Annotated in this window: 13 protein-coding genes; 8 read left to right on the top strand and 5 right to left on the bottom strand. The window is 46.2% G+C overall.

The window, feature by feature from the left end:
• Positions 1-36: 36 nt before the first annotated feature.
• A complete protein-coding gene (locus tag ABD894_RS19710) occupies positions 37-753 on the top strand; it encodes an SIP domain-containing protein (RefSeq protein ID WP_345212792.1) in 717 nt (238 codons plus the stop codon).
• A 79-nt stretch (positions 754-832) separates the two neighbouring features.
• Here the strand turns inward: ABD894_RS19710 and ABD894_RS19705 are convergent, their stop codons facing one another.
• Positions 833-1,708, bottom strand: a complete 876-nt coding sequence (locus tag ABD894_RS19705) for a helix-turn-helix domain-containing protein (RefSeq protein ID WP_345212791.1) — start codon at positions 1,706-1,708, stop codon at positions 833-835.
• 150 nt (positions 1,709-1,858) lie between these two features.
• On the opposite strand from ABD894_RS19705, the gene ABD894_RS19700 reads away from it, so the two are divergent.
• Together ABD894_RS19700 and ABD894_RS19695 are read left to right on the top strand one after the other, a co-directional pair.
• Entirely contained in the window at positions 1,859-4,192 is a 2,334-nt protein-coding gene (locus ABD894_RS19700) for a glycoside hydrolase family 95 protein (protein ID WP_345212790.1), read from the top strand.
• Positions 4,193-4,275: 83 nt separating this feature from the next.
• Complete coding sequence (locus tag ABD894_RS19695) at positions 4,276-5,577, top strand: glucosidase family protein (RefSeq protein ID WP_345212789.1); 1,302 nt, start codon at positions 4,276-4,278, stop codon at positions 5,575-5,577.
• 73 nt (positions 5,578-5,650) lie between these two features.
• On the opposite strand, the gene ABD894_RS19690 is transcribed toward ABD894_RS19695, so the two are convergent.
• Entirely contained in the window at positions 5,651-6,502 is an 852-nt protein-coding gene (locus tag ABD894_RS19690) for a sugar phosphate isomerase/epimerase family protein (RefSeq protein ID WP_345212788.1), read from the bottom strand.
• A gap of 112 nt (positions 6,503-6,614) precedes the next feature.
• Between ABD894_RS19690 and ABD894_RS19685 the strand changes: the two genes are divergently transcribed.
• Positions 6,615-6,986 (top strand): hypothetical protein, encoded by a 372-nt coding sequence (locus ABD894_RS19685; RefSeq protein WP_345212787.1) that lies wholly within the window; start codon positions 6,615-6,617, stop codon positions 6,984-6,986.
• Between the two features lie 190 nt (positions 6,987-7,176).
• Here the strand turns inward: ABD894_RS19685 and ABD894_RS19680 are convergent, their stop codons facing one another.
• From ABD894_RS19680 to ABD894_RS19670, 3 genes are all read right to left on the bottom strand, one after another.
• The gene (locus tag ABD894_RS19680; protein WP_345212786.1) at positions 7,177-9,030 is read right to left on the bottom strand and encodes an alkaline phosphatase; all 1,854 of its coding nucleotides are present in this window, start codon (positions 9,028-9,030) and stop codon (positions 7,177-7,179) included.
• An 83-nt stretch (positions 9,031-9,113) separates the two neighbouring features.
• Positions 9,114-11,522 (bottom strand): ABC transporter permease, encoded by a 2,409-nt coding sequence (locus ABD894_RS19675; RefSeq protein ID WP_345212785.1) that lies wholly within the window; start codon positions 11,520-11,522, stop codon positions 9,114-9,116.
• Between the two features lies 1 nt (position 11,523).
• Complete coding sequence (locus ABD894_RS19670) at positions 11,524-12,303, bottom strand: peptidase associated/transthyretin-like domain-containing protein (protein ID WP_345212784.1); 780 nt, start codon at positions 12,301-12,303, stop codon at positions 11,524-11,526.
• A gap of 342 nt (positions 12,304-12,645) precedes the next feature.
• On the opposite strand from ABD894_RS19670, the gene ABD894_RS19665 reads away from it, so the two are divergent.
• Genes ABD894_RS19665 through ABD894_RS19650 form a run of 4 tightly spaced genes read left to right on the top strand, consistent with a single transcriptional unit; the run spans position 12,646 to position 18,426 of the window.
• A complete protein-coding gene (locus tag ABD894_RS19665) occupies positions 12,646-15,036 on the top strand; it encodes a TonB-dependent receptor domain-containing protein (RefSeq protein ID WP_345212783.1) in 2,391 nt (796 codons plus the stop codon).
• Positions 15,037-15,066: 30 nt separating this feature from the next.
• Positions 15,067-15,639, top strand: a complete 573-nt coding sequence (locus ABD894_RS19660) for an RNA polymerase sigma-70 factor (protein ID WP_345212782.1) — start codon at positions 15,067-15,069, stop codon at positions 15,637-15,639.
• Positions 15,640-15,650: 11 nt separating this feature from the next.
• On the top strand, positions 15,651-16,625 hold the full coding sequence (locus ABD894_RS19655; RefSeq protein WP_345212781.1) for a FecR domain-containing protein: 975 nt from the start codon (positions 15,651-15,653) through the stop codon (positions 16,623-16,625).
• Positions 16,626-16,644: 19 nt separating this feature from the next.
• Positions 16,645-18,426 (top strand): carboxypeptidase-like regulatory domain-containing protein, encoded by a 1,782-nt coding sequence (locus ABD894_RS19650; protein WP_345212780.1) that lies wholly within the window; start codon positions 16,645-16,647, stop codon positions 18,424-18,426.
• The last annotated feature ends 27 nt before the right edge of the window (positions 18,427-18,453 follow it).

The following is an 18,453-nucleotide window of genomic DNA, read 5'->3' as shown; positions in this document are numbered from 1 at the left end:
TTATGCGCTTTCTTTGTGATATTAAATTTATCACACATGGAAACATCCACTTTACATAAAATACGCAAAACGGCCAGCCGTTTCCTCGAACATAAATTGCTGCAAAGCGGTACCGTACTTGAAGTGAGGCAGTGGGAGCCATCTACCCTTGTGGAGATCGACCTGCACTTACCTCTTGTTAACATGCAGCAGTGGGACGAGGTACCCTACATCAAATTCAGGGTTGATGACCTAACCTTCCGCGATTATACCCCATCGGGCTGGGATGCCGAAACCAATACCTGCACCATTTTTGTTGATGCCGCCCACAACGGACCCGGCAGTAACTGGGCCAAAGGTTTAAGCAAAGGCGATATCATAGGCTACCTTAAAACAGTTGGTTTTACTCACCACAGCCCCGAGCCTGTATCGGCAGTTATTGCCCTTGGCGACGAGAGCAGCCTTGGCCACATGCTGGCCCTGCAACAAATGGTATTGCCGGTCGCCCGTTTTTCGGGAGCGGTAGTAATGGGTAACGAAGATCACCGCCAGCAGTTCGGCGAATACTTTAAGTCGCCATTGCAACCCGTGCCGCGCAAAGATATTTACGGCCACCATAGCCTGATAGAATGGGTACTTGAACAATATTACAGTCTGGAAAATACAGTATTCTACCTGGCCGGTAACAATACCATGGTAGCACAGTTGCGTAAAATGCTTAAGCAGCAGGGTTATTCATCATCGCAAATAAAAACGCAGGGTTTTTGGTCGTGATGCCATAACGTATTAAATTATTCCTCTATCACTACTATCCTGTCTGCCGGTATTATTATTACGCAGGCAGGGTTTTTTTTTACACCATCAGGTTATCCTTTTTATACCCGCCCGGTGATTGCCCGGTAATGTTTTTGAATACCCGCGAGAAATAAGAGAGACTCTCGAAACCGGTTTCGGCGGCTATTTCGTAGAACGGCATATTGGTGGTAATGAGCAGCAACTGTGCCCGCTCAATTCTTTTCGACTGAATATAAGCTAACGGGCGCTCGCCTGTATTTTCGTAAAACAACCGCGAAAAATAATCGGCATTATGGTTGGCCCTTGTAGCCAGATCCGCAACGGTAAGGTTGGTTTGCAGGTTGGTTTGAATGTAGTTAATGGCATCCGCAATTTTAGAATGGATAACGCTTTTATCTGTCACCCTGAAAACATCGGGCGTTAAAAAACGGGAGAGTAATTGCAGCAAAATTCCGCAGGTTTCCATATAGGCCGAGGTAAGTGTGTTGTTATTGAGCTCGTGGTAACTTTTTAGCACAGGGCGTTTTTCATATACCGATGGATTGTAGGAAGCATGCAAGCTGCGGTTAGGGTTAAGCTGTAATACACGTTTTACACATTCAACATCATAAGCACTCGCGGGTAGCTTAAAGATCTTTTTATTGGCCGAAAATAACGATGCCCCATCTGCCGACTCTTCAATAAAGGCGATATAATACTGGCTTAAGTAATTATCGCAATAATAATTGCAGGTGGTAAAGCTGGGCACAAGGTACAGGTAGCCCTTTTCAAGCTTCACGGTATCGGCAGCATTGTACAGCTTGCCTTCGCCGCCATCTATCAGGTAAAGGCGGTAAAAAGTGCTGGTTACATTCTTATAATTCCAGCTTTTATTTAAGCGGACATGATCGGTACTGAGTAATGAAAACGTTGATCGTAATATGCTTTTGTTCATGCTTTATATAAACGCAATGTAGCAAATATGCAAATCATAAGTATAAGCTGGTCGGTTTTGTGCAAATAATAGTTGTATTTGTGAAAGCCCGTTTACCTGCCTTAGCGTAATATTGAATAAATTATTAAACCGAAAATTCATTCAGGCTATATGACCAAACGTTTATGTTTTCTGCTACTGGTATGCGCATGTTTTATTAACGCTTACGCCCAAAATTCGCCCTTAAAATTGTGGTATACCAAACCCGCGGCCCAATGGGAAGAAACCCTGCCGCTGGGCAATGGCCGTTTAGGTATGATGCCCGACGGCGGCGTGCGGCACGAAAGAATTACGCTGAACGATATCACGCTATGGTCGGGCGCGCCGCAGGATGCCAATAATTACAACGCCTATAAACGCCTGCCCGAAATAAGGCAACTATTGCTGGAAGGCAAGAACGATAAAGCGCAGGATATTATCAATAAGGATTTCATCTGTACCGGCAAAGGATCAGAGGGTGCCAATTATGGGTGTTTCCAAACTTTGGGGAATCTCGAATTATCGTTCAGTTATAAAGGTGCGGATACTGCTGTAAAGTATCAAAATTACTATCGCGACCTATCCGTTAATAACGCCATAGCCACCACCCGTTTTACTGTAAACGGGGTAAAGTACAAACGCGAATATTTCACCAGTTTCGGTACCGACGCGGATATGATCAGGCTGACGGCGGACAAACCGGGGCAGTTGAATTTAAGGATAGAAATGAACCGCCCCGAAAGGGCGACTACCGCCACGCAGGGAAACGAGCTGCAAATGTTTGGTCAGTTGGATAACGGTATTGATGGCAAGGGCATGCAATACATTGCCCGGGTAAAAGCGCAGCTGAAAGGCGGTACGTTGTCCGCTGATGCCCAATCGCTGAACATTAAGGACGCGACGGAAGTGATCATCTACCTATCCGCGGCAACCGATCTGAAGCAGCCTTTGTACAAACAGAACAGCGCCAAAATACTTGCCGCCGCTATGAAAGTACCTTATGCTACCGAAAAGAAATTGCATATCGCCAAATACCAAAAACTGTTTAACAGGTTAACGCTAAACCTGGGTGCCGATAATATGCAGGGTATTCCTACAGACGAACGTTTAAAGAAATTTCACGCTAACCCCAATGCCGATAATGGCTTGCCGGTATTGTTTTACCAATATGGCCGTTACCTCAGCATCAGCAGTACACGTGTAGGATTGCTGCCGCCCAACTTGCAGGGCTTATGGGCAAACCAGATAGTAACCCCTTGGACGGGCGACTATCACCTCGATATTAACGTACAGATGAACCACTGGCCGCTGGAAGTATCGAACCTATCGGAACTGAACCTGCCTTTGGCTGAACTGGTGCAGGGCATGGTAAAAAACGGCGAGAAAACCGCCAAAGCTTATTATAATGCCGATGGCTGGGTAGCGCACGTAATTACCAATATATGGGGCTTTACCGAACCCGGCGAAGCAGCTTCATGGGGTATTACCAAAGTAGGTTCGGGCTGGTTGTGCGATAACCTTTGGCAGCATTATGAGTTTACAAATGATAAAGCCTACCTGCGTAATATATACCCTATACTGAAAGGTGCCGCCCAGTTTTACAACAGCATGCTCATTCACGATCCTAAAACCGGGTGGATGGTTACCTCGCCATCGTCGTCGCCCGAGAATGGTTTTTATGTGCCGGGCACCGATACCCACGCCAGTATTTGCATGGGGCCAACTATTGATAACCAGATCATCCGTGAGCTGTTCAATAACGTGATCACCGCCACTAAGGATTTAGGGGTAGATGCCCAACTACGCAATGAGCTATCGGCACAGCTTAAAAAGATACCACCTACCGGAGTGATAGCCAAAGATGGTCGACTGATGGAATGGCTGGAAGATTACAAAGAACTGGAGCCGCATCACCGTTGTATCTCGCACCTGTATGGCCTGTATCCTGCCCCGCTCATCACCCCCGAAAGCACGCCCGATTTGGCGGAGGCAAGCAAGAAAACGCTGGAAGCACGCGGCGACGATGGGCCAAGTTTTTCTATCGTATACAAAATGCTTTGGTGGGCACGGCTGCACGATGGTAACCGGGCGTACAAGCTCTTCAACCAGTTTATATCGCCAACCCTGGCCACTTTCATGAACTATGGCGATGGCGGCGGTATTTACCCCAACATGCTATCGGCCGGGCCGCCGTTTCAAATAGACGGTAACTTTGGCGGCACCGCTGCCATTGCCGAAATGTTGATACAAAGTCACGCGGGCTATATCGAATTACTGCCTGCCATACCTGATATATGGAAGCCTTCCGGCGAAGTTAAAGGCATAAAAGCACGCGGAAACTTCACTATTGATATGCGCTGGAAAAATGGTAAAATAACTTATTATCATATCACTAACCCACAAAACAGCAAGGTAAAGGTTAAAATAAACGGAGTGATTAAAACCATATCTACACAAAAAGTATAATAACAGTTGCAAGTATTATTATATGTACATACATTTACAGCGATCTGTAAGCTATCAACCAATTAGTTTAATCTTCGCTGTAAATGAAAAAACGTATACTACTTATCCCGGCAATTTTATTTTGCCTTTGTTTTAGTGCTAACGCGCAAGTAAAGCATAACCAACAACTGGCTAAAACCATTGTTGAAAATAAAGATTTCGATACCATTACCGTGCGTGCAAAAAAGCTGCTGAATGGCTTTTCGGCGGGTACTTCTTATAACGAGGTATGGATCCGCGATTTTAATACCTTCATCAAGGGCTCGCTGGTTGCGCATCCGAAAGAGGAAGTAAAAAAGATGTTGCTGATGTTTTTTCAGATACAGGGCACCGACGGTAATATTGTGGATGGTGTGGTTGACAGTGCCAAAGCAGGCGTGGGCTACCAGTATCGCTATTCAAAATTGTTGCCTGGCTGGGCCGCGCACAAAAACACGGTAGAAACCGACCAGGAATCGTCGTTGATACAAGCCATAAAAAAATATATCGACGTAACCGGCGACAAAACCATCCTTACCGAAAAAATTGGCGACCGCATTGTATTGCAACGCATAGAGGATGCCATGAACTATATAATGAAAGACCGCTGGTCGGCAAAGTATGGCCTGGTTACCGGCGCTACCACTATTGACTGGGGCGATGTACAGGCCGAAAGCGGCTGGGGTGTAGCCATTAACCAAAAAACCAAGTGGGCTATTGATATTTACGATAATGCCATGTTTGTTATCGCTATCAACAATTTCCTGTCGTTCAAGCCTGCATCATATAAAACCCAACGCAATTGGGGTATGGTAGCACAAAATATAAAGGCCAACGTACGCAAGCACTTGTGGATGGCTAAACAACAGAAATACAAACCGCATATTTACCTTAATGGCAGTCCGTTCTCTAAATCGTTCAACGAGGATGAGATCATTTACAGTGGCGGTTCTATCTGCGCTATTTTGGCCGGTTTTAATACCCGTGCCGAGGTACAGGAGATCAACAGGCAGCTGATCGCTATGGCCGCCAAAGAGAAATATGCTACCATCGGCATGACGGTTTACCCGCCATACCCTAAAGAAGAATATCCGAACGATCATCCCTACGTTTACCAAAACGGTGGCGACTGGACATGGTTTGGCGGCCGCATGACCGAAGCCCTGCTTAAATACAACATGCCGCAGGAAGCCTACGAAAACATCGTCCCGATGGTTAACCGAGCTATAGCCAACAAAGGCTTTTTTGAATGGTACGATGTACAAACCGGCGCCCCAAAAGGTTCAGGCGATTTCCGCGGCGAAGCAGGCGTATTATTTGATGCGATAACCTTATTGAATAAGTGGGCGAAGGGTGGTAAGTTGTAGGTTTTGGGTTGTAAGTTGTGTGGATTCAGGATCGGGGTTTGGGGGGAATCAAATCCCGATCCTTATTTATAGCTTACAACCCATACTCCGCTGCCTTCACTTTCATAAATTCCAAACTACCTTTTGCCAACGCGTCGGCATCATATTTTGACGGGTGCCACAGGCTTACGGCTTCGGCCATGCCGGGCACTAATGAAGAAAAATTTTCAAGCACCAAAGCTCCCGAATAGTTAATATCCGCCAATCCACGGAAAAGGTCATCCCAGTGTACGTTACCTTCGCCCAGCATGCCGCGGTCGCTTTCGGTCATGTGCAGGTGTTTGAGTTTTGAACCGGCACTGATCACCGGATCATAAAAATTGCTTTCCTCAATATTCATGTGGAAGGTATCCAGATGTACACCCAGGTTGGCAACGCCGGTACGTTCGGCCAGTCGCAGCACGTCGGCAGCAGTGGTGCATACATAACTTTCATAACGGTTAATGGGTTCAACGGCTATATCGATACCCAGTTTTGCGGCGTGATGAGCTACGTCGGTCCACACCTCGCAAACAATATCTTCTTCTTGGGGTGTAAGCGCATGTCCGCTGAATACACCGATACCGCCATGCAGTACGCCGCCTAAAAGGTTTACCTCCAGTTCGGCGGTTTTATCTAAAGCGGTTTTGATGAGGGAGGTAGCTTCTTTAGGACGAAAGGGAATATGGTGAGCCGCCGACAGGTTCAGTGAACAAATAGCTTCGATGCCATGCTGTTTTAGCTGCGCTTTTACTGTGCGCGTGTCGATATCCATAGCCCTTGGCAACAAGATCTCCAGCACGTCGAAACCTGCGGCCGCCGTTTTTTCAATAGCATACAAACCACCCTCGGCAGTCCACAAAGGAGGTATCCACGACAGGATAGAAGCACCAAATTTTACACCCATAATTTAATTTATCGTTAGGTTAGATGTTAAATATCAGGTTATTTTTTTATTCCGGGTAATTAACGGACATTTAAATAAGAAGTATTAGTTATTCTGTTAAAACCTTATCACGATGGGACAGTTAAAAGCATTAATAATTTTTATAGCAGTTATAATAATCCCTTTTAAGCCTAAAAATTACAATGTTACTTTTATAAGTAAAACGGAGACGGTAGTTTTAAAACCAAAGGAATACATCATTAATTACGATACAATGCATGTGAACTTACAGGTTTTGAACGATAGGAAATTTGAAAAAATACTTTCGCTCAAAAACCCTAAAGTAACCTTTGTTATCAACGACAATAAATTTGTTGCGAAGGGACTGTGGTTCTTAAGTTCTTCTGTTCCCGATAGTGCGGATTTCTTTTTTAGTATTGATGACGAAAGGAAGATAGTAAAAGGACAGGAAGGTATACTATATTTTATAAAAGTACGCAAATGATAGATTGTGGTAATTAAAGGGTATTTATGTTGACAGCATCCTCGCTGACGCACCTTCGCTGGCGCACGCGTGCCGCGTGTGCCTTAACACTTTCAGACTTAAAGCGTCACACGCGGCACGCGTGCGCCAGCAAATTGGCATATCCGCCCCTACCTAATTTCATCCAATATAAAAATAAAACAGGAGTAGTTTATCTCCCCGCAGTTATCAATTTCAATATCTTATGATAGATTTCGGTGTTTTGATAAGTGCCGTTAAACTCTGCCGAATGCGGGCCGTAGGCAAATACGGGTACGCTAATACTGGTATGATCGTTAGTGCTAAAATTGCCGAGCACCATACCCTGGGCGGTCGAGGCATCCAGCAGGGTAAGTCCGCCGGTTTCGTGGTCGGCAGTAACGATTACAAGGGTTTCGCCATTTTCGTCAGCAAATTTTAGGGCTTCGCCAACGGTTTGGTCAAAGTCGTGCAGTTCGGTAATTACATAAGGAAGGTCGTTTGCATGGCCGCCGTAGTCTATCTGCGCGCCTTCGGCCATCATAAAAAAGCCATTCTTGTTGCCTGCCAGTAAACGGATACTTTGCAATACCGATTGTTTAAGCATATCGCCACGGCCATTTTTAACCGGGCGTGTTTCGGCATCATTCAGCAGGATAACCTGTTTGTCGCTGTTCGATGCTTTCAATTCGTCCATTGTTTTGGCTACATGATAGCCTTTTTTGGCAATCTTATCTACCAGTGCCTTATCGGTATTCTCAAAAAAGCTCTTTTGGTTCGATCCTATCAGGATATCCACGTGGCTATCCAAAAAGTTGGCGGCTATGTTAAGCGATTGCTCGCGGTCTTGCACGTGCGAGTAAAATGCAGCGGGGGTGGCATCGGTAATATCGGCACAGCTGATAATGCTTGTTTTTATACCGTAATGGGCCAGTGTATCGGGCAGGCGGGTTAGCGGTTTGCCATGGCTATCCATACCTAAATAACGGTTGTTGGTTTTTTGTCCGCTGGCCATTGCCGTGGCCCCGGCAGCAGAATCGGTATTGTCGCTATTGGCAGCCTTTATTTGTGAAAGGCCTATGTTACGGCATTGCAGCATGTTTAGTTGACCGTGATTGGCGGTTAAGGCAGCTTGTATTTGCGCCAAACCCATGCCGTCGCCAATCAATAGTATTACATTTTTGATCTTCTTATTGGCACCGTCGGTTTTGTAGGTAGGGCGGTAAACAGGGTATGCCGGACCGGGATTAATATATTCGAGTTTGGCGCGGTTCACCAAAAAATCGTGCAGTTGCTGCGGATGGTCGGTATTGATCCAGTCGGCACCCATTTTCTCCAGGTTTATCCATGTATTGGGGCTGTCTTGCGTAGCCCAGAAGCGGAAGGGTTTGCCTTTGCTGTGCGCGGCATTGATAAGGCCCTGCAATTTGGCCGAATCCGGCGCGGTCGGCGTGCCCTTGCCATTCCACTTGGTGTATTCGCCAAGGTCGTCGCTTATCATGGCTACACGCTTTAGCTGGTCTGCAGTGTAGGTATTGTATGGGCGACCATCGAAACTGATATAATCCGGGTATTGTTTAAAATCGGCAGGTTCGGGCATATCGCCGCTCAAAACTATTTTTACGGCGTGTTTATTGGCCGGATTATTAAATACTTGTTTGTATGGTTTCAGCGCGTTAATTAACGCGGGAATCACATGCGCGCGATCTTCCTTAATGTCAATTACCAATTGTAACGACCGGGTAGAATCGGCGTAAGGTTTGTCGCCATTTTTGCTGAACATGGCCGCGAGCGGCTTCAAATATAATTCGGTAAGAGTACGGCCGGGGGCTATCTCGTTTTTTTCGTGCGCTACAAACAGCTGCCCGTCCATAAAAAATACGTCGGCCTCGATAGAACCTGCTCCGGCAAAATAAGCCTGCAAAAAGGGTATGTTCTGGCGGTAATCGTTATGGCTGTGGCCTCGGTTGGCGGTAAGTGACTGCGCTGCTGCTGCGGTGCCTAAAAAACTGGAAATTAGTGCTATAAATAGGGGGCGGATGTTCATAGCCCGCAAATGTATAGCTTCGCGTTTAAATAATTGTTAGCTTAACATAAATTATACTAAACCCGAAGCCATGCCGGCTAAAGCTATTCGCTCCGCAAACCTTTTATAGGGTTCACCAATGCCGCTTTTAATGATTGCGAACTGATAGTTACAAAAGCTATCGCGATAGCTCCCGCGCCCGACAGCGCGAATACCCACCACTGTATATTGGTGCGGTAAGCAAAACCTTGTAGCCACTGCTGCATGCACAACCAGGCCAAAGGCGCGGCAATTACAAGGGCTATGAGCACCAGCTTAATAAAATCTTTTGACAGCATGGCCACAATGCCGCCCATGCTTGCGCCCAAAACTTTACGGATGCTGATCTCTTTATTCCGCTGTTCGGCAGCGTAAGCAGCCAGGCCGAACAAACCTAAACAGGCAATAATAATCGCCAGTGAAGTAAACACGATGAACAGCTTACCCATGCGTTGCTCGGAACGGTAAAGGGCATCAAAATCTTCATCCATAAACGAATAATCAAAATGTTGATCGGGCGAAAGGGTTTTCCATTTGGCCCGGAGAGTACTTAGTAGGCCGGTAATATTTGCGGCGTTGGCACGGATGCTGAGCGCGCCGTTATCTTCGGTAAATACCATCACTACCGGGCTCACATTGTTGCGTAAGGATGCAAAGTTGAAATCTTTCACCACGCCTATTACGTGGTACTCCTTTATATGCTCGTTAATGGGGCGGTACAGTTTTTTATTAAGCGGATCATTCAAATAACTCAGCATTTTTGCCGCGGCCTCGTTAATAATAATCCCGGCCGAATCGCTGGCCAGATCTTTTGAAAAATTGCGGCCACTGGCCATGCTCATGCCCATAGTTGGCAGGTAATCTTCGTCAACAGGCCAAATTTCAGTAAATAAAGCATTTTTAGGTGCAGGATCGGGCTGACTGAAAACGCCATCGGGGTTGCGGACGCCGTTGGTGGGTGAGTAGCCGCTTAGCGTAGCATTTAATATCCCGGGTAACTGTTTAATTTCCTGTTTCAATATTTTAGCCTGGCTGCCCAGCACATGCGTATTTTTTATGGTAAGTACCTGATTGCGGTTAAAGCCAAGGTTTTTGTTTTGGATGTATTGCAATTGATTGTAAATAATGAGCGTGCCGATGATCAGGAAGATAGAGATCGAAAACTGGAACACCACCAAAAAGCTGCGCAAACCACCGCCCTTAAATCCGGTCGAAAGCTTCCCCTTTAATACATTGATAGGCTGAAAACCCGATAGGAAGAACGCCGGATACGCCCCCGCCAATACCCCGATAACAAGCACGCCAACAAAGGCCGATGGGATTAGCCATGCTAATGTGCGTGCATTAATAGAGAGCGTTTTGCCCGATATATCATTAAAATATGGCAGCAATATCCACGCTGCCAAAATGGCTATCAGCGTAGCGAAAAGTGTTACGATAAGTGATTCGGACAGGAACTGCGCCACCAAATACTTGCGCGGTGAGCCCAGCACTTTACGTACTCCCACCTCGCGGGCCCGGTTGGCCGAACGTGCGGTGGAAAGGTTCATGAAGTTTACGCAGGCTATCAGCAATATAAACAGCGCGATGGCCGAAAATATGTAGATGTACTGCATATTGCCGTTCACGCCCAACTCATACATCCGGTTTGATTGCAGGTGGATCTCGGTAAGCGGCGTAAGGTTAAGCCGGAAGTAGTTACCCATTTTTTCAAAAGCCGCCATATCCATTTCTGCCGATTGGTTCTCGGTCGCTTTCCTGATCAGTGCCGGGAACTTGGCTTGCAGTTTAGCCGCATCGGCACCGTTCTTTAGCAAAATGTAAGTGCCGCAGCTGTAAGTAAACCAGTCGGTACTCCTGTATTCGGGGCGGGATGCCATCGAAAAAAAGAAATCGAAATTAAAGTGTGATTGTGCGGGGATATCCTGCATAACGCCGGTTATCTTATATACAGCGGTATCATTTACCGTTAGCGTTTGGCCGATGACATGTGTATCGTTAAAATATTTTTTGGCCATAGCTTCAGTAATTACCACGGTATGCGGTTCGGCCAGCGCGGTGTTAGGATTGCCTTCAACAAAGGGCAGCGTAAATACATCGAACAAACCGGCATCGCCATACACAACCTTATCTTCCTGTATGCTCTCGCCCGATTTTTTTACACGTACGCCTACATCATGGTACATCCTCACAGCCTTTTCAACTTCCGGGAAATTACTCATCAAAGCTGCCGAAAGCGGTGGCGGGGTAATAGCATTTGACGATGCGCTGCCGCCAAACTTAATATCGGCGTTAACACGATAAATGCGGTCGGCATGGGTATTGTACTTGTCGTAGCTTAACTCATCTACCACGTAAAATATAATAAGCAGGCAGCTGGCTATCCCCAGGGTTAACCCCATAATGTTGATAAAGGTGAACCCTTTGTTTTTACGCAGGCTGCGAAAAGCTGTTTTGATGTAGTTTCTGAACATGTTATTCTTTAAATAGTGGTGAGGTAGCTTTTTCGGTTGATGTACGGTAGCTGGCGTAGCATTTTTTAATGTAGAGCAGCAGTTCGTAATCCGTCATCTCTTTTACCGAATCGATAGCCGGGCGGTAGCGGTCCATAAATACCCTTAACGAGTCGCCTTTGAGCGAGGTGATATTGCTTACACGTTGCCTGGTAAAGCGGTGGTCAACAAAAGTGCTTTCCTCCTCGCTGAGCAGTATTTTTTGCAGTTTGGTTACCGGTTGCTTGTTCTTATTGAAGAAACCTATTACCGACAGCACATTCACGCTTACAATTGAGGTAGCCGTATTGGGCGATGAAATTTGATCGTAAGGCAGATACGGGTTATAATGATGGGCGATAAAGGCATCTTTTATCCCCATTTCTTTATGTGCGAACACCGCCGCGAAATCTTTGCGATTCTGCATTGAATCGGCTGTAAAATCGCGCCGTTTACTGATGGTGGTGCCCTTCAGCATAATGGAGATCTGCTCCATATAGATCCTAATGGTATCCTGTTTTTTATAACCGATAATTAAATGGTAGGGCTTGTAGCCGGGCAGGGTGATTAAAGCGGTATCGCCGGGTTTGGGCTTAATGCTGAAACAGCCTGCGTAATTGGTATACCCCAACAACTTGGGCGAACTTATTTTGGCGTAGGTTAATGGCTGCTTTGTAACCCTATCGATCACCAGGCCGGTTACACGTTGTGCAAAAAGCCGGGCAGAAAGGAGTAACAACAAAAGTGTACACAGTAAACGCATGCGGCAGTTAATTATTCGGGTTAAGGTATTTGCTAAAGCAGCCTAAATATAAAGGCTTTACCGGCCGGTAAATAATTGTTTAACAAACGTTAACATTTGGGGTGAGAAGGTTTACCTGAATAGTAAATATCATCGATACATTAACTCATCCCGACATCGCTTCGCTCGTCACCCTTCTCTCCGCAAGCGGAAAGAAGGGTATGTTTTTTTAGCCCTCTTTGCGAAGCAGAGAGGGCGGTCCAGCGAAGCGTAGACCGGGTGAGTTGATCCCCATCAAAAAAAAATTTATAACCCGCGTAAGGGTAAACCTTTGCAAGCGTGTTTTAGGGGAAATTAATCACAATGAAAAAGATCACTCAATTGATAATGCTGTTTTTACTGGTGCTTGTCACGCAGGTAAAAGCGCAGGTAACCGACTCAACACAAACCAAATTTACCCAAACCATTAAGGGTATCGTAACCGATAAAGATTCGAAACTTACACTACCCGGGGTTACCATAAGGTTAAACACCGTACAGCCGTTAAAAGCTACAAGCACTAATATTGATGGCGTGTTTCGTATAACAGGTGTGCCGGTTGGCAGGCACGTGGTAGAAGTAAGCTACATGGGCTACCAAACCGCAGTTGTTGCCGAAATACTGGTAACCACCGGGAAAGAATCGGTACTCAATGTAGAACTCGAACCACTGAGCACCCAACTTAACGAGGTTCGGGTGAACGGCACATCGGGCAAGCGGCCGCTTAACGAAATGGCAATGGCCAGTGGCAGGTCGTTCTCGCCGGAGGAAACCAACCGTTATGCCGGGGCGTTTTTTGATCCGGCACGTATGGCGCAAAGTTTCGCGGGTGTAGTTGCCGGGGGCGATAATAACGAGATCATTGTACGGGGTAATTCGCCCAAGAGCCTGCAATGGCGATTGGAAGGTATCGAGATCATCAACCCCAACCATTTTGCCAACGAAGGGGCGGCGGGCGGCAGCGTAAGCATGCTGAACACTACCGTACTGGGTACATCCGATTTTTATACCGGCGCCCTGGCTGCCGAGTATAACAATGCCAATTCGGGCGTATTTGATCTTAAGTTTCGTAAAGGCAATACCGATAAACGCGAATATGCCTTAAACGTAGGTGCCTTGGGTGCAGGCCTAACATTAGAAGGGCCGTTTAAAAAGGGCGGCAATGCTTCATATTTGGTCAGCTACCGCTACTCATCGTTAGGCTTATTGAAAAAAGCAGGGGTTGAAATATCAGATGCCGGTGTGCCCGAGTACCAGGATCTTTCCTTCAACTTTGTGGTGCCTACAAAAAAGGCGGGTACTTTCTCGCTTTTCGGTGTGGGCGGCTTAGGCGCGCTTAACAATGATGCCGAACGCGATGTAAGCAAATGGGAAGAGCGCTCTGACGCGTACGATAATCGCTACAGTTATCGTGCAGGCAGCGCGGGTTTAAAGCATTTATTTATCGCCAACAGCAAGTTGTATATCAACAATATCATATCGTACTCCAACAGCCGCAGCGCCTACAAAACGGATACGCTAACCAATACCTTTCAGCCAAGTTTGTACCGCACCAACCGGTTCGAAAATTCGGCGGTGCGTTATGCCGGTACGGTTAACTACAGGGTGAGCAGTAACAACACCATCCGCACCGGGGTAAACGCGGGCTTTTTACGCTACAACTTTTACGCGCTCGAATACAAAAAGGAGCAAAATGGACTGAAAGAACTTATAGACCAAAAAGGCAACACCAGCACTTTTGATGGCTACATTCAAAACAAGCACGAGTTTGGCGGTAACGTTACCGTTAACACCGGTGTGCACGCCAATTACTTTACCCTTAGCAAAACCTGGAGCATTGAACCGAGAGTGGGCTTAAACTGGCAGCTAACTCCCGATCAGCAAATTTCGGTAGGCGCGGGTTTGTATAGCAGGCTGGAGCCCTTGTCGTTCTATTTCGCTAAGGATGAATCGGCAACACCGGCACAGCAGCAGGTCAATGGCAAACTTACGCCCACCAAATCGGCACAGGCGGTTTTGGGTTATGAGAAGCTGTTTAGCGGCAACCTGAAATTTAAGAGTGAGGTTTACTATCAGCACCTGTATGATGTGCCCGTTTCCAGCGATCCAACTATCAATTATTCGCTGCTGAACGAGTCGGATAATATCGGTATCGCTTCGTCAGACTATCGTTCACTGGTAAACAAAGGCACCGGTAAGAACTATGGACTGGAGTTGTCGTTGGAAAAATCGTTAAGTAAGGGTTATTACTTTATCATCACTTCCTCACTGTTCGATTCAAAGTTTAAAGCCTTAAGCGGACAGGAATTTAACACCACTTACAATACCCGTTATGTAGGCAACCTGCTGGCCGGTAAAGAGTGGGCCGTGGGTAAAAGCGACAAAAATATGTTCGGGCTGAATGCCAAATTCATTTACGCCGGCGGCAGAAAGTATTCGCCTATACTGGTGGCCGAATCATTTGAAAAAGATGAACAGATCATTAACCAGGCACGCATCAACACATTATCTGCCGATCCTTATATTCGTATGGATTTTTCGGCAAGCTATCGCATTAATGGTAAAAGGGTAACGCATTTTATTTTGCTGGATATCCAGAACGTGCTTAACAGGCGCAATAATACCGGCTTATGGTATAACCAAAGCAAACGCATCATTGAAAAAAACAAATGGATAGGCATGGTGCCTACCATCAACTACCGTATAGAAATATAATACACGTGCTAACCTCAAACAATTAACACATTGAACCCGGATAACGAACAATTGATCCCTTTGCTGTTGCAGGGCGACGAACCGGCCTTTGAGCGAGTATACAAATACTTTTTAAAGCCGCTGCATGTGTACGCCATCAATATGCTGAAGGATGAAGATACCGCCGCCGAAATGGTGCAGAATGTTTTTTTGAAACTATGGGAACGCCGCGAACGGTTTAGCCTCAGCGGCTCAATACAGGCTTACCTGTACGGCGCCGTGTATAATGAGTGCTTAAACCACCTGCGCCACCAAAAAGTAAAGATCAATCACCAAAGCCACGTAGCTTATACCATGAAACAGGATAGTGAAACAGATGCAGGTATGGAACTGCTTGACCTGAAAGAGAAACTACAGCAAGCCTTGAACGAACTGCCCGAAAGATGCCGTACCATTTTTCAGCTAAGTAGGTTTGAGGATTTGAAATACAAGGAAATTGCCGATCAGTTGGGCATTTCTATAAAAACGGTAGAAACCCAAATGGGTAAGGCGCTCAAAACGCTGCGCTTAAAATTGGTTGATTATCTGCCGGTAATTATTTGGTTGATCAGTAGAAGTATATAAAAACATTGAATATGATGGACGAGTTATTGGCAAAATATATGTTAGGCGAAACCACCGCGGCAGAGGGTGAAGCCATTGCTGCGTGGATTGCCGAAAATGAAGAGAACCGCAAGCGTTTCGATCATTTTAAGCTGATATGGGATACCAGCAAATCCCTTAAAACAGAAAGTAAGCTGGATGCCGATCAATCGTGGACCGCGTTCAGGCAGTTAGCTGCCAGGCAGGATATGGCAACCGCGGTAGTGAAACCGATGCACGCCAGCCGTAACCGCTGGATGCGTATAGCCGCCGCCTGGATAGTGATACTGGGTGCCGCCGCCTTGCTGTACACCCTGTTAAAACCGGGCAAACCAATGATGCTTACCCTGCAAACCATTGATAAACCCATTACCGATACCCTTGCCGATGGCTCAATTATCACGCTGAATAAAAATTCGGCATTGAGCTATCCCGAAAAGTTTACTGGCGATATCCGCGAGGTTAGGCTAAAAAAAGGAGAAGCGTTTTTTGACATCGCCCATGATAAAAGCAAGCCTTTTATGATAAAGGTGAACGATGTATTGGTGCAGGTGGTGGGTACATCATTCAACATTAAAGGTACAGGTAACAAAACCGAGGTAATTGTAGCTACAGGTATTGTACAGGTAATTAAAAAGAAACTGGTGATCAGGCTGAAACCTAAAGAGAGCGTGACCATTAACAACGGTTCGGCTAAGTACGATAAAGCACTGCGTACCGATGAACTGTACAATTACTACCGCACACGCAAGTTCATTTTTAACAACACCCCTTTATGGCGTGTGGCGCAGGTGCTAAACGAGGCCTATAATGTAAACATTGTAGTGCCCGATAAGCGCCTGGGTAAAGAGCCGTTTACGGCCACTTTAAATTATGATTCGCTGGCAGGCGGGTTAAAGGTGATCAACGATGCATTGCTTACCAAGGCAGTAAAACAGGGTGATAAAATAATTATTCAGAAAAGATAATGGGCATTTGCCTCAGCTAATGTTAAAACTTAAACAACTGTGTCGCCGGGCATTAATAGCCGTATGTACTTTTTGTACATGCGGCGTACTGGCGCAAAATAACCTCAGCCGTAATATTACGGTGAATATAAAAGGCAAAAAAATAGCCGATCTGCTTACCATTATAGGCGAGCAGGGCGGTTTTTACTTTGCCTACGGTAACAACCTGGTGGCTACCGATAGCGTGGTGACCGTATCCGCAAGTAACAAAACGGTAAGGACTTTGCTCGATGACCTGTTTAACGGCAAGGTTGATTATAAAGAAACCCCGGGCTACATCATATTGCGCCCTGCACCTTATCGTCTTTCGGTATACCCGGATAGCGTGGGCACGCCCGATAACCTGTACATCATTAGCGGGTATGTGGTTGATGATAACACGGGGAAGAAACTGGCCAACGCCAGCGTGTACGAAAAAAGCCTGCTCATATCCACCCTTACCGATCAGAACGGGTTTTTCAAACTGAAAATAAAACATGCCGGTGCCTTAACCCTCACGGTTAGTAAAGAGATGTACCGCGATACCAGCGTAAACCTGTTGAGCGATATCGCTGTATACTCCAAGCCGCGCAGCCATTATTATTACAGTGCCGATACTGCCTATAGTAAACTGGAACGCGGTTGGTTTGGGCGACTGTTTATCTCATCAAAACAAAAGATACAGGGCATTAATCTTGGTGGCTTTGTAAGCAGCGTTCCGGTGCAAACCTCACTTACGCCCGGTCTTAGTTCGCAGGGAATGATGAGCTCGCAACTGGTTAATCATTTATCGCTGAATATTATTGGCGGCTATACAGCCGGGGTGAACGGTGTTGAGCTGGCCGGGGTGTTCAATATTGATAAAGGCGACGTAAAGCAGGTGCAGGCAGCCGGTGTACTCAATTTAGTAGGTGGCGATGTGCGCGGTGTTGAATTGGCTGGTGTGGGCAACCATGTTTATAAGGATGTAAAAGGCTTTCAGGCGGCGGGTGTGTACAATGTAGTGAGAGGAAAACTATCGGGCGTGCAAATGAGCGGCGTACTTAACCGGGTTAAGGATAGTGTAAGCGGCGTGCAAGTGGCGGGTGTGCTCAATACATCTAAAATTATTACAGGGGCGCAGATGGCTGGGATACTGAACTACACCAAACAAAACAGCAAGGGTTTTCAAATAGCGGGTATTGGCAATATTACCGGGGGCGAAGCCAAAGGCTTTCAAATGGCCGGCCTTTTTAACAAGGCCCGGACGATGAAGGGCGTGCATTTTAGTATAGTGAACATTGCCGATACATTGGATGGCTGCGCCATTGGCCTGATCAGTTTCTCAAAAAATGGATATCACCAACTATCTGCTTATACCGATGAAACCTTCAGCACTAATCTCTCTTACAAAAGCGGTAATAAAAAACTATATACCCGTCTCATAGGCGGCGCTAACCTTACCGATAGCGTACGATATTTCAGCTACGGATTGGCCATAGGGCACGATTTTATTTTGAATAAGAACATGGTATTATCGGCCGAAGCTTCATCAATAACGCTGCGATCGGGTAGTTGGAAAAATCAGCACCAGCTTAACCGGGTAAGCGCCTTGCTGAATATAAAAGCCGGTCCGAAGGTGAGTTTCTTCGCCGGGCCGTCGTTCACCCTGTATCATGATTTGGGCGATACCAAAGCGCCTACCGAGCAGGCACAGATCACCCGCGATAAATTATTACCCGTTAAGTTTAATAATAACCTAAAAGGCTGGTTAGGCTTCAGCGCGGGTATTACCCTGTTTTAAAGATCTTAAAGCACAAAAAAAGAGCGA

The organism is Mucilaginibacter gynuensis (genome assembly GCF_039541195.1).
Classification (GTDB): Bacteria; Bacteroidota; Bacteroidia; order Sphingobacteriales; family Sphingobacteriaceae; genus Mucilaginibacter; species Mucilaginibacter gynuensis.
Note: the sequence above shows the minus strand (reverse complement) of the source record. Positions and strands in the feature narration are given on the sequence as shown.

Coding starts and splice junctions, on each gene's coding strand:
- ABD894_RS19710 (WP_345212792.1), top strand. CDS start 37: ATGGAAACATCCACTTTACATAAAATACGCAAAACGGCCAGCCGTTTC.
- ABD894_RS19705 (WP_345212791.1), bottom strand. CDS start 1,708: ATGAACAAAAGCATATTACGATCAACGTTTTCATTACTCAGTACCGAT.
- ABD894_RS19700 (WP_345212790.1), top strand. CDS start 1,859: ATGACCAAACGTTTATGTTTTCTGCTACTGGTATGCGCATGTTTTATT.
- ABD894_RS19695 (WP_345212789.1), top strand. CDS start 4,276: ATGAAAAAACGTATACTACTTATCCCGGCAATTTTATTTTGCCTTTGT.
- ABD894_RS19690 (WP_345212788.1), bottom strand. CDS start 6,502: ATGGGTGTAAAATTTGGTGCTTCTATCCTGTCGTGGATACCTCCTTTG.
- ABD894_RS19685 (WP_345212787.1), top strand. CDS start 6,615: ATGGGACAGTTAAAAGCATTAATAATTTTTATAGCAGTTATAATAATC.
- ABD894_RS19680 (WP_345212786.1), bottom strand. CDS start 9,030: ATGAACATCCGCCCCCTATTTATAGCACTAATTTCCAGTTTTTTAGGC.
- ABD894_RS19675 (WP_345212785.1), bottom strand. CDS start 11,522: ATGTTCAGAAACTACATCAAAACAGCTTTTCGCAGCCTGCGTAAAAAC.
- ABD894_RS19670 (WP_345212784.1), bottom strand. CDS start 12,303: ATGCGTTTACTGTGTACACTTTTGTTGTTACTCCTTTCTGCCCGGCTT.
- ABD894_RS19665 (WP_345212783.1), top strand. CDS start 12,646: ATGAAAAAGATCACTCAATTGATAATGCTGTTTTTACTGGTGCTTGTC.
- ABD894_RS19655 (WP_345212781.1), top strand. CDS start 15,651: ATGATGGACGAGTTATTGGCAAAATATATGTTAGGCGAAACCACCGCG.
- ABD894_RS19650 (WP_345212780.1), top strand. CDS start 16,645: ATGTTAAAACTTAAACAACTGTGTCGCCGGGCATTAATAGCCGTATGT.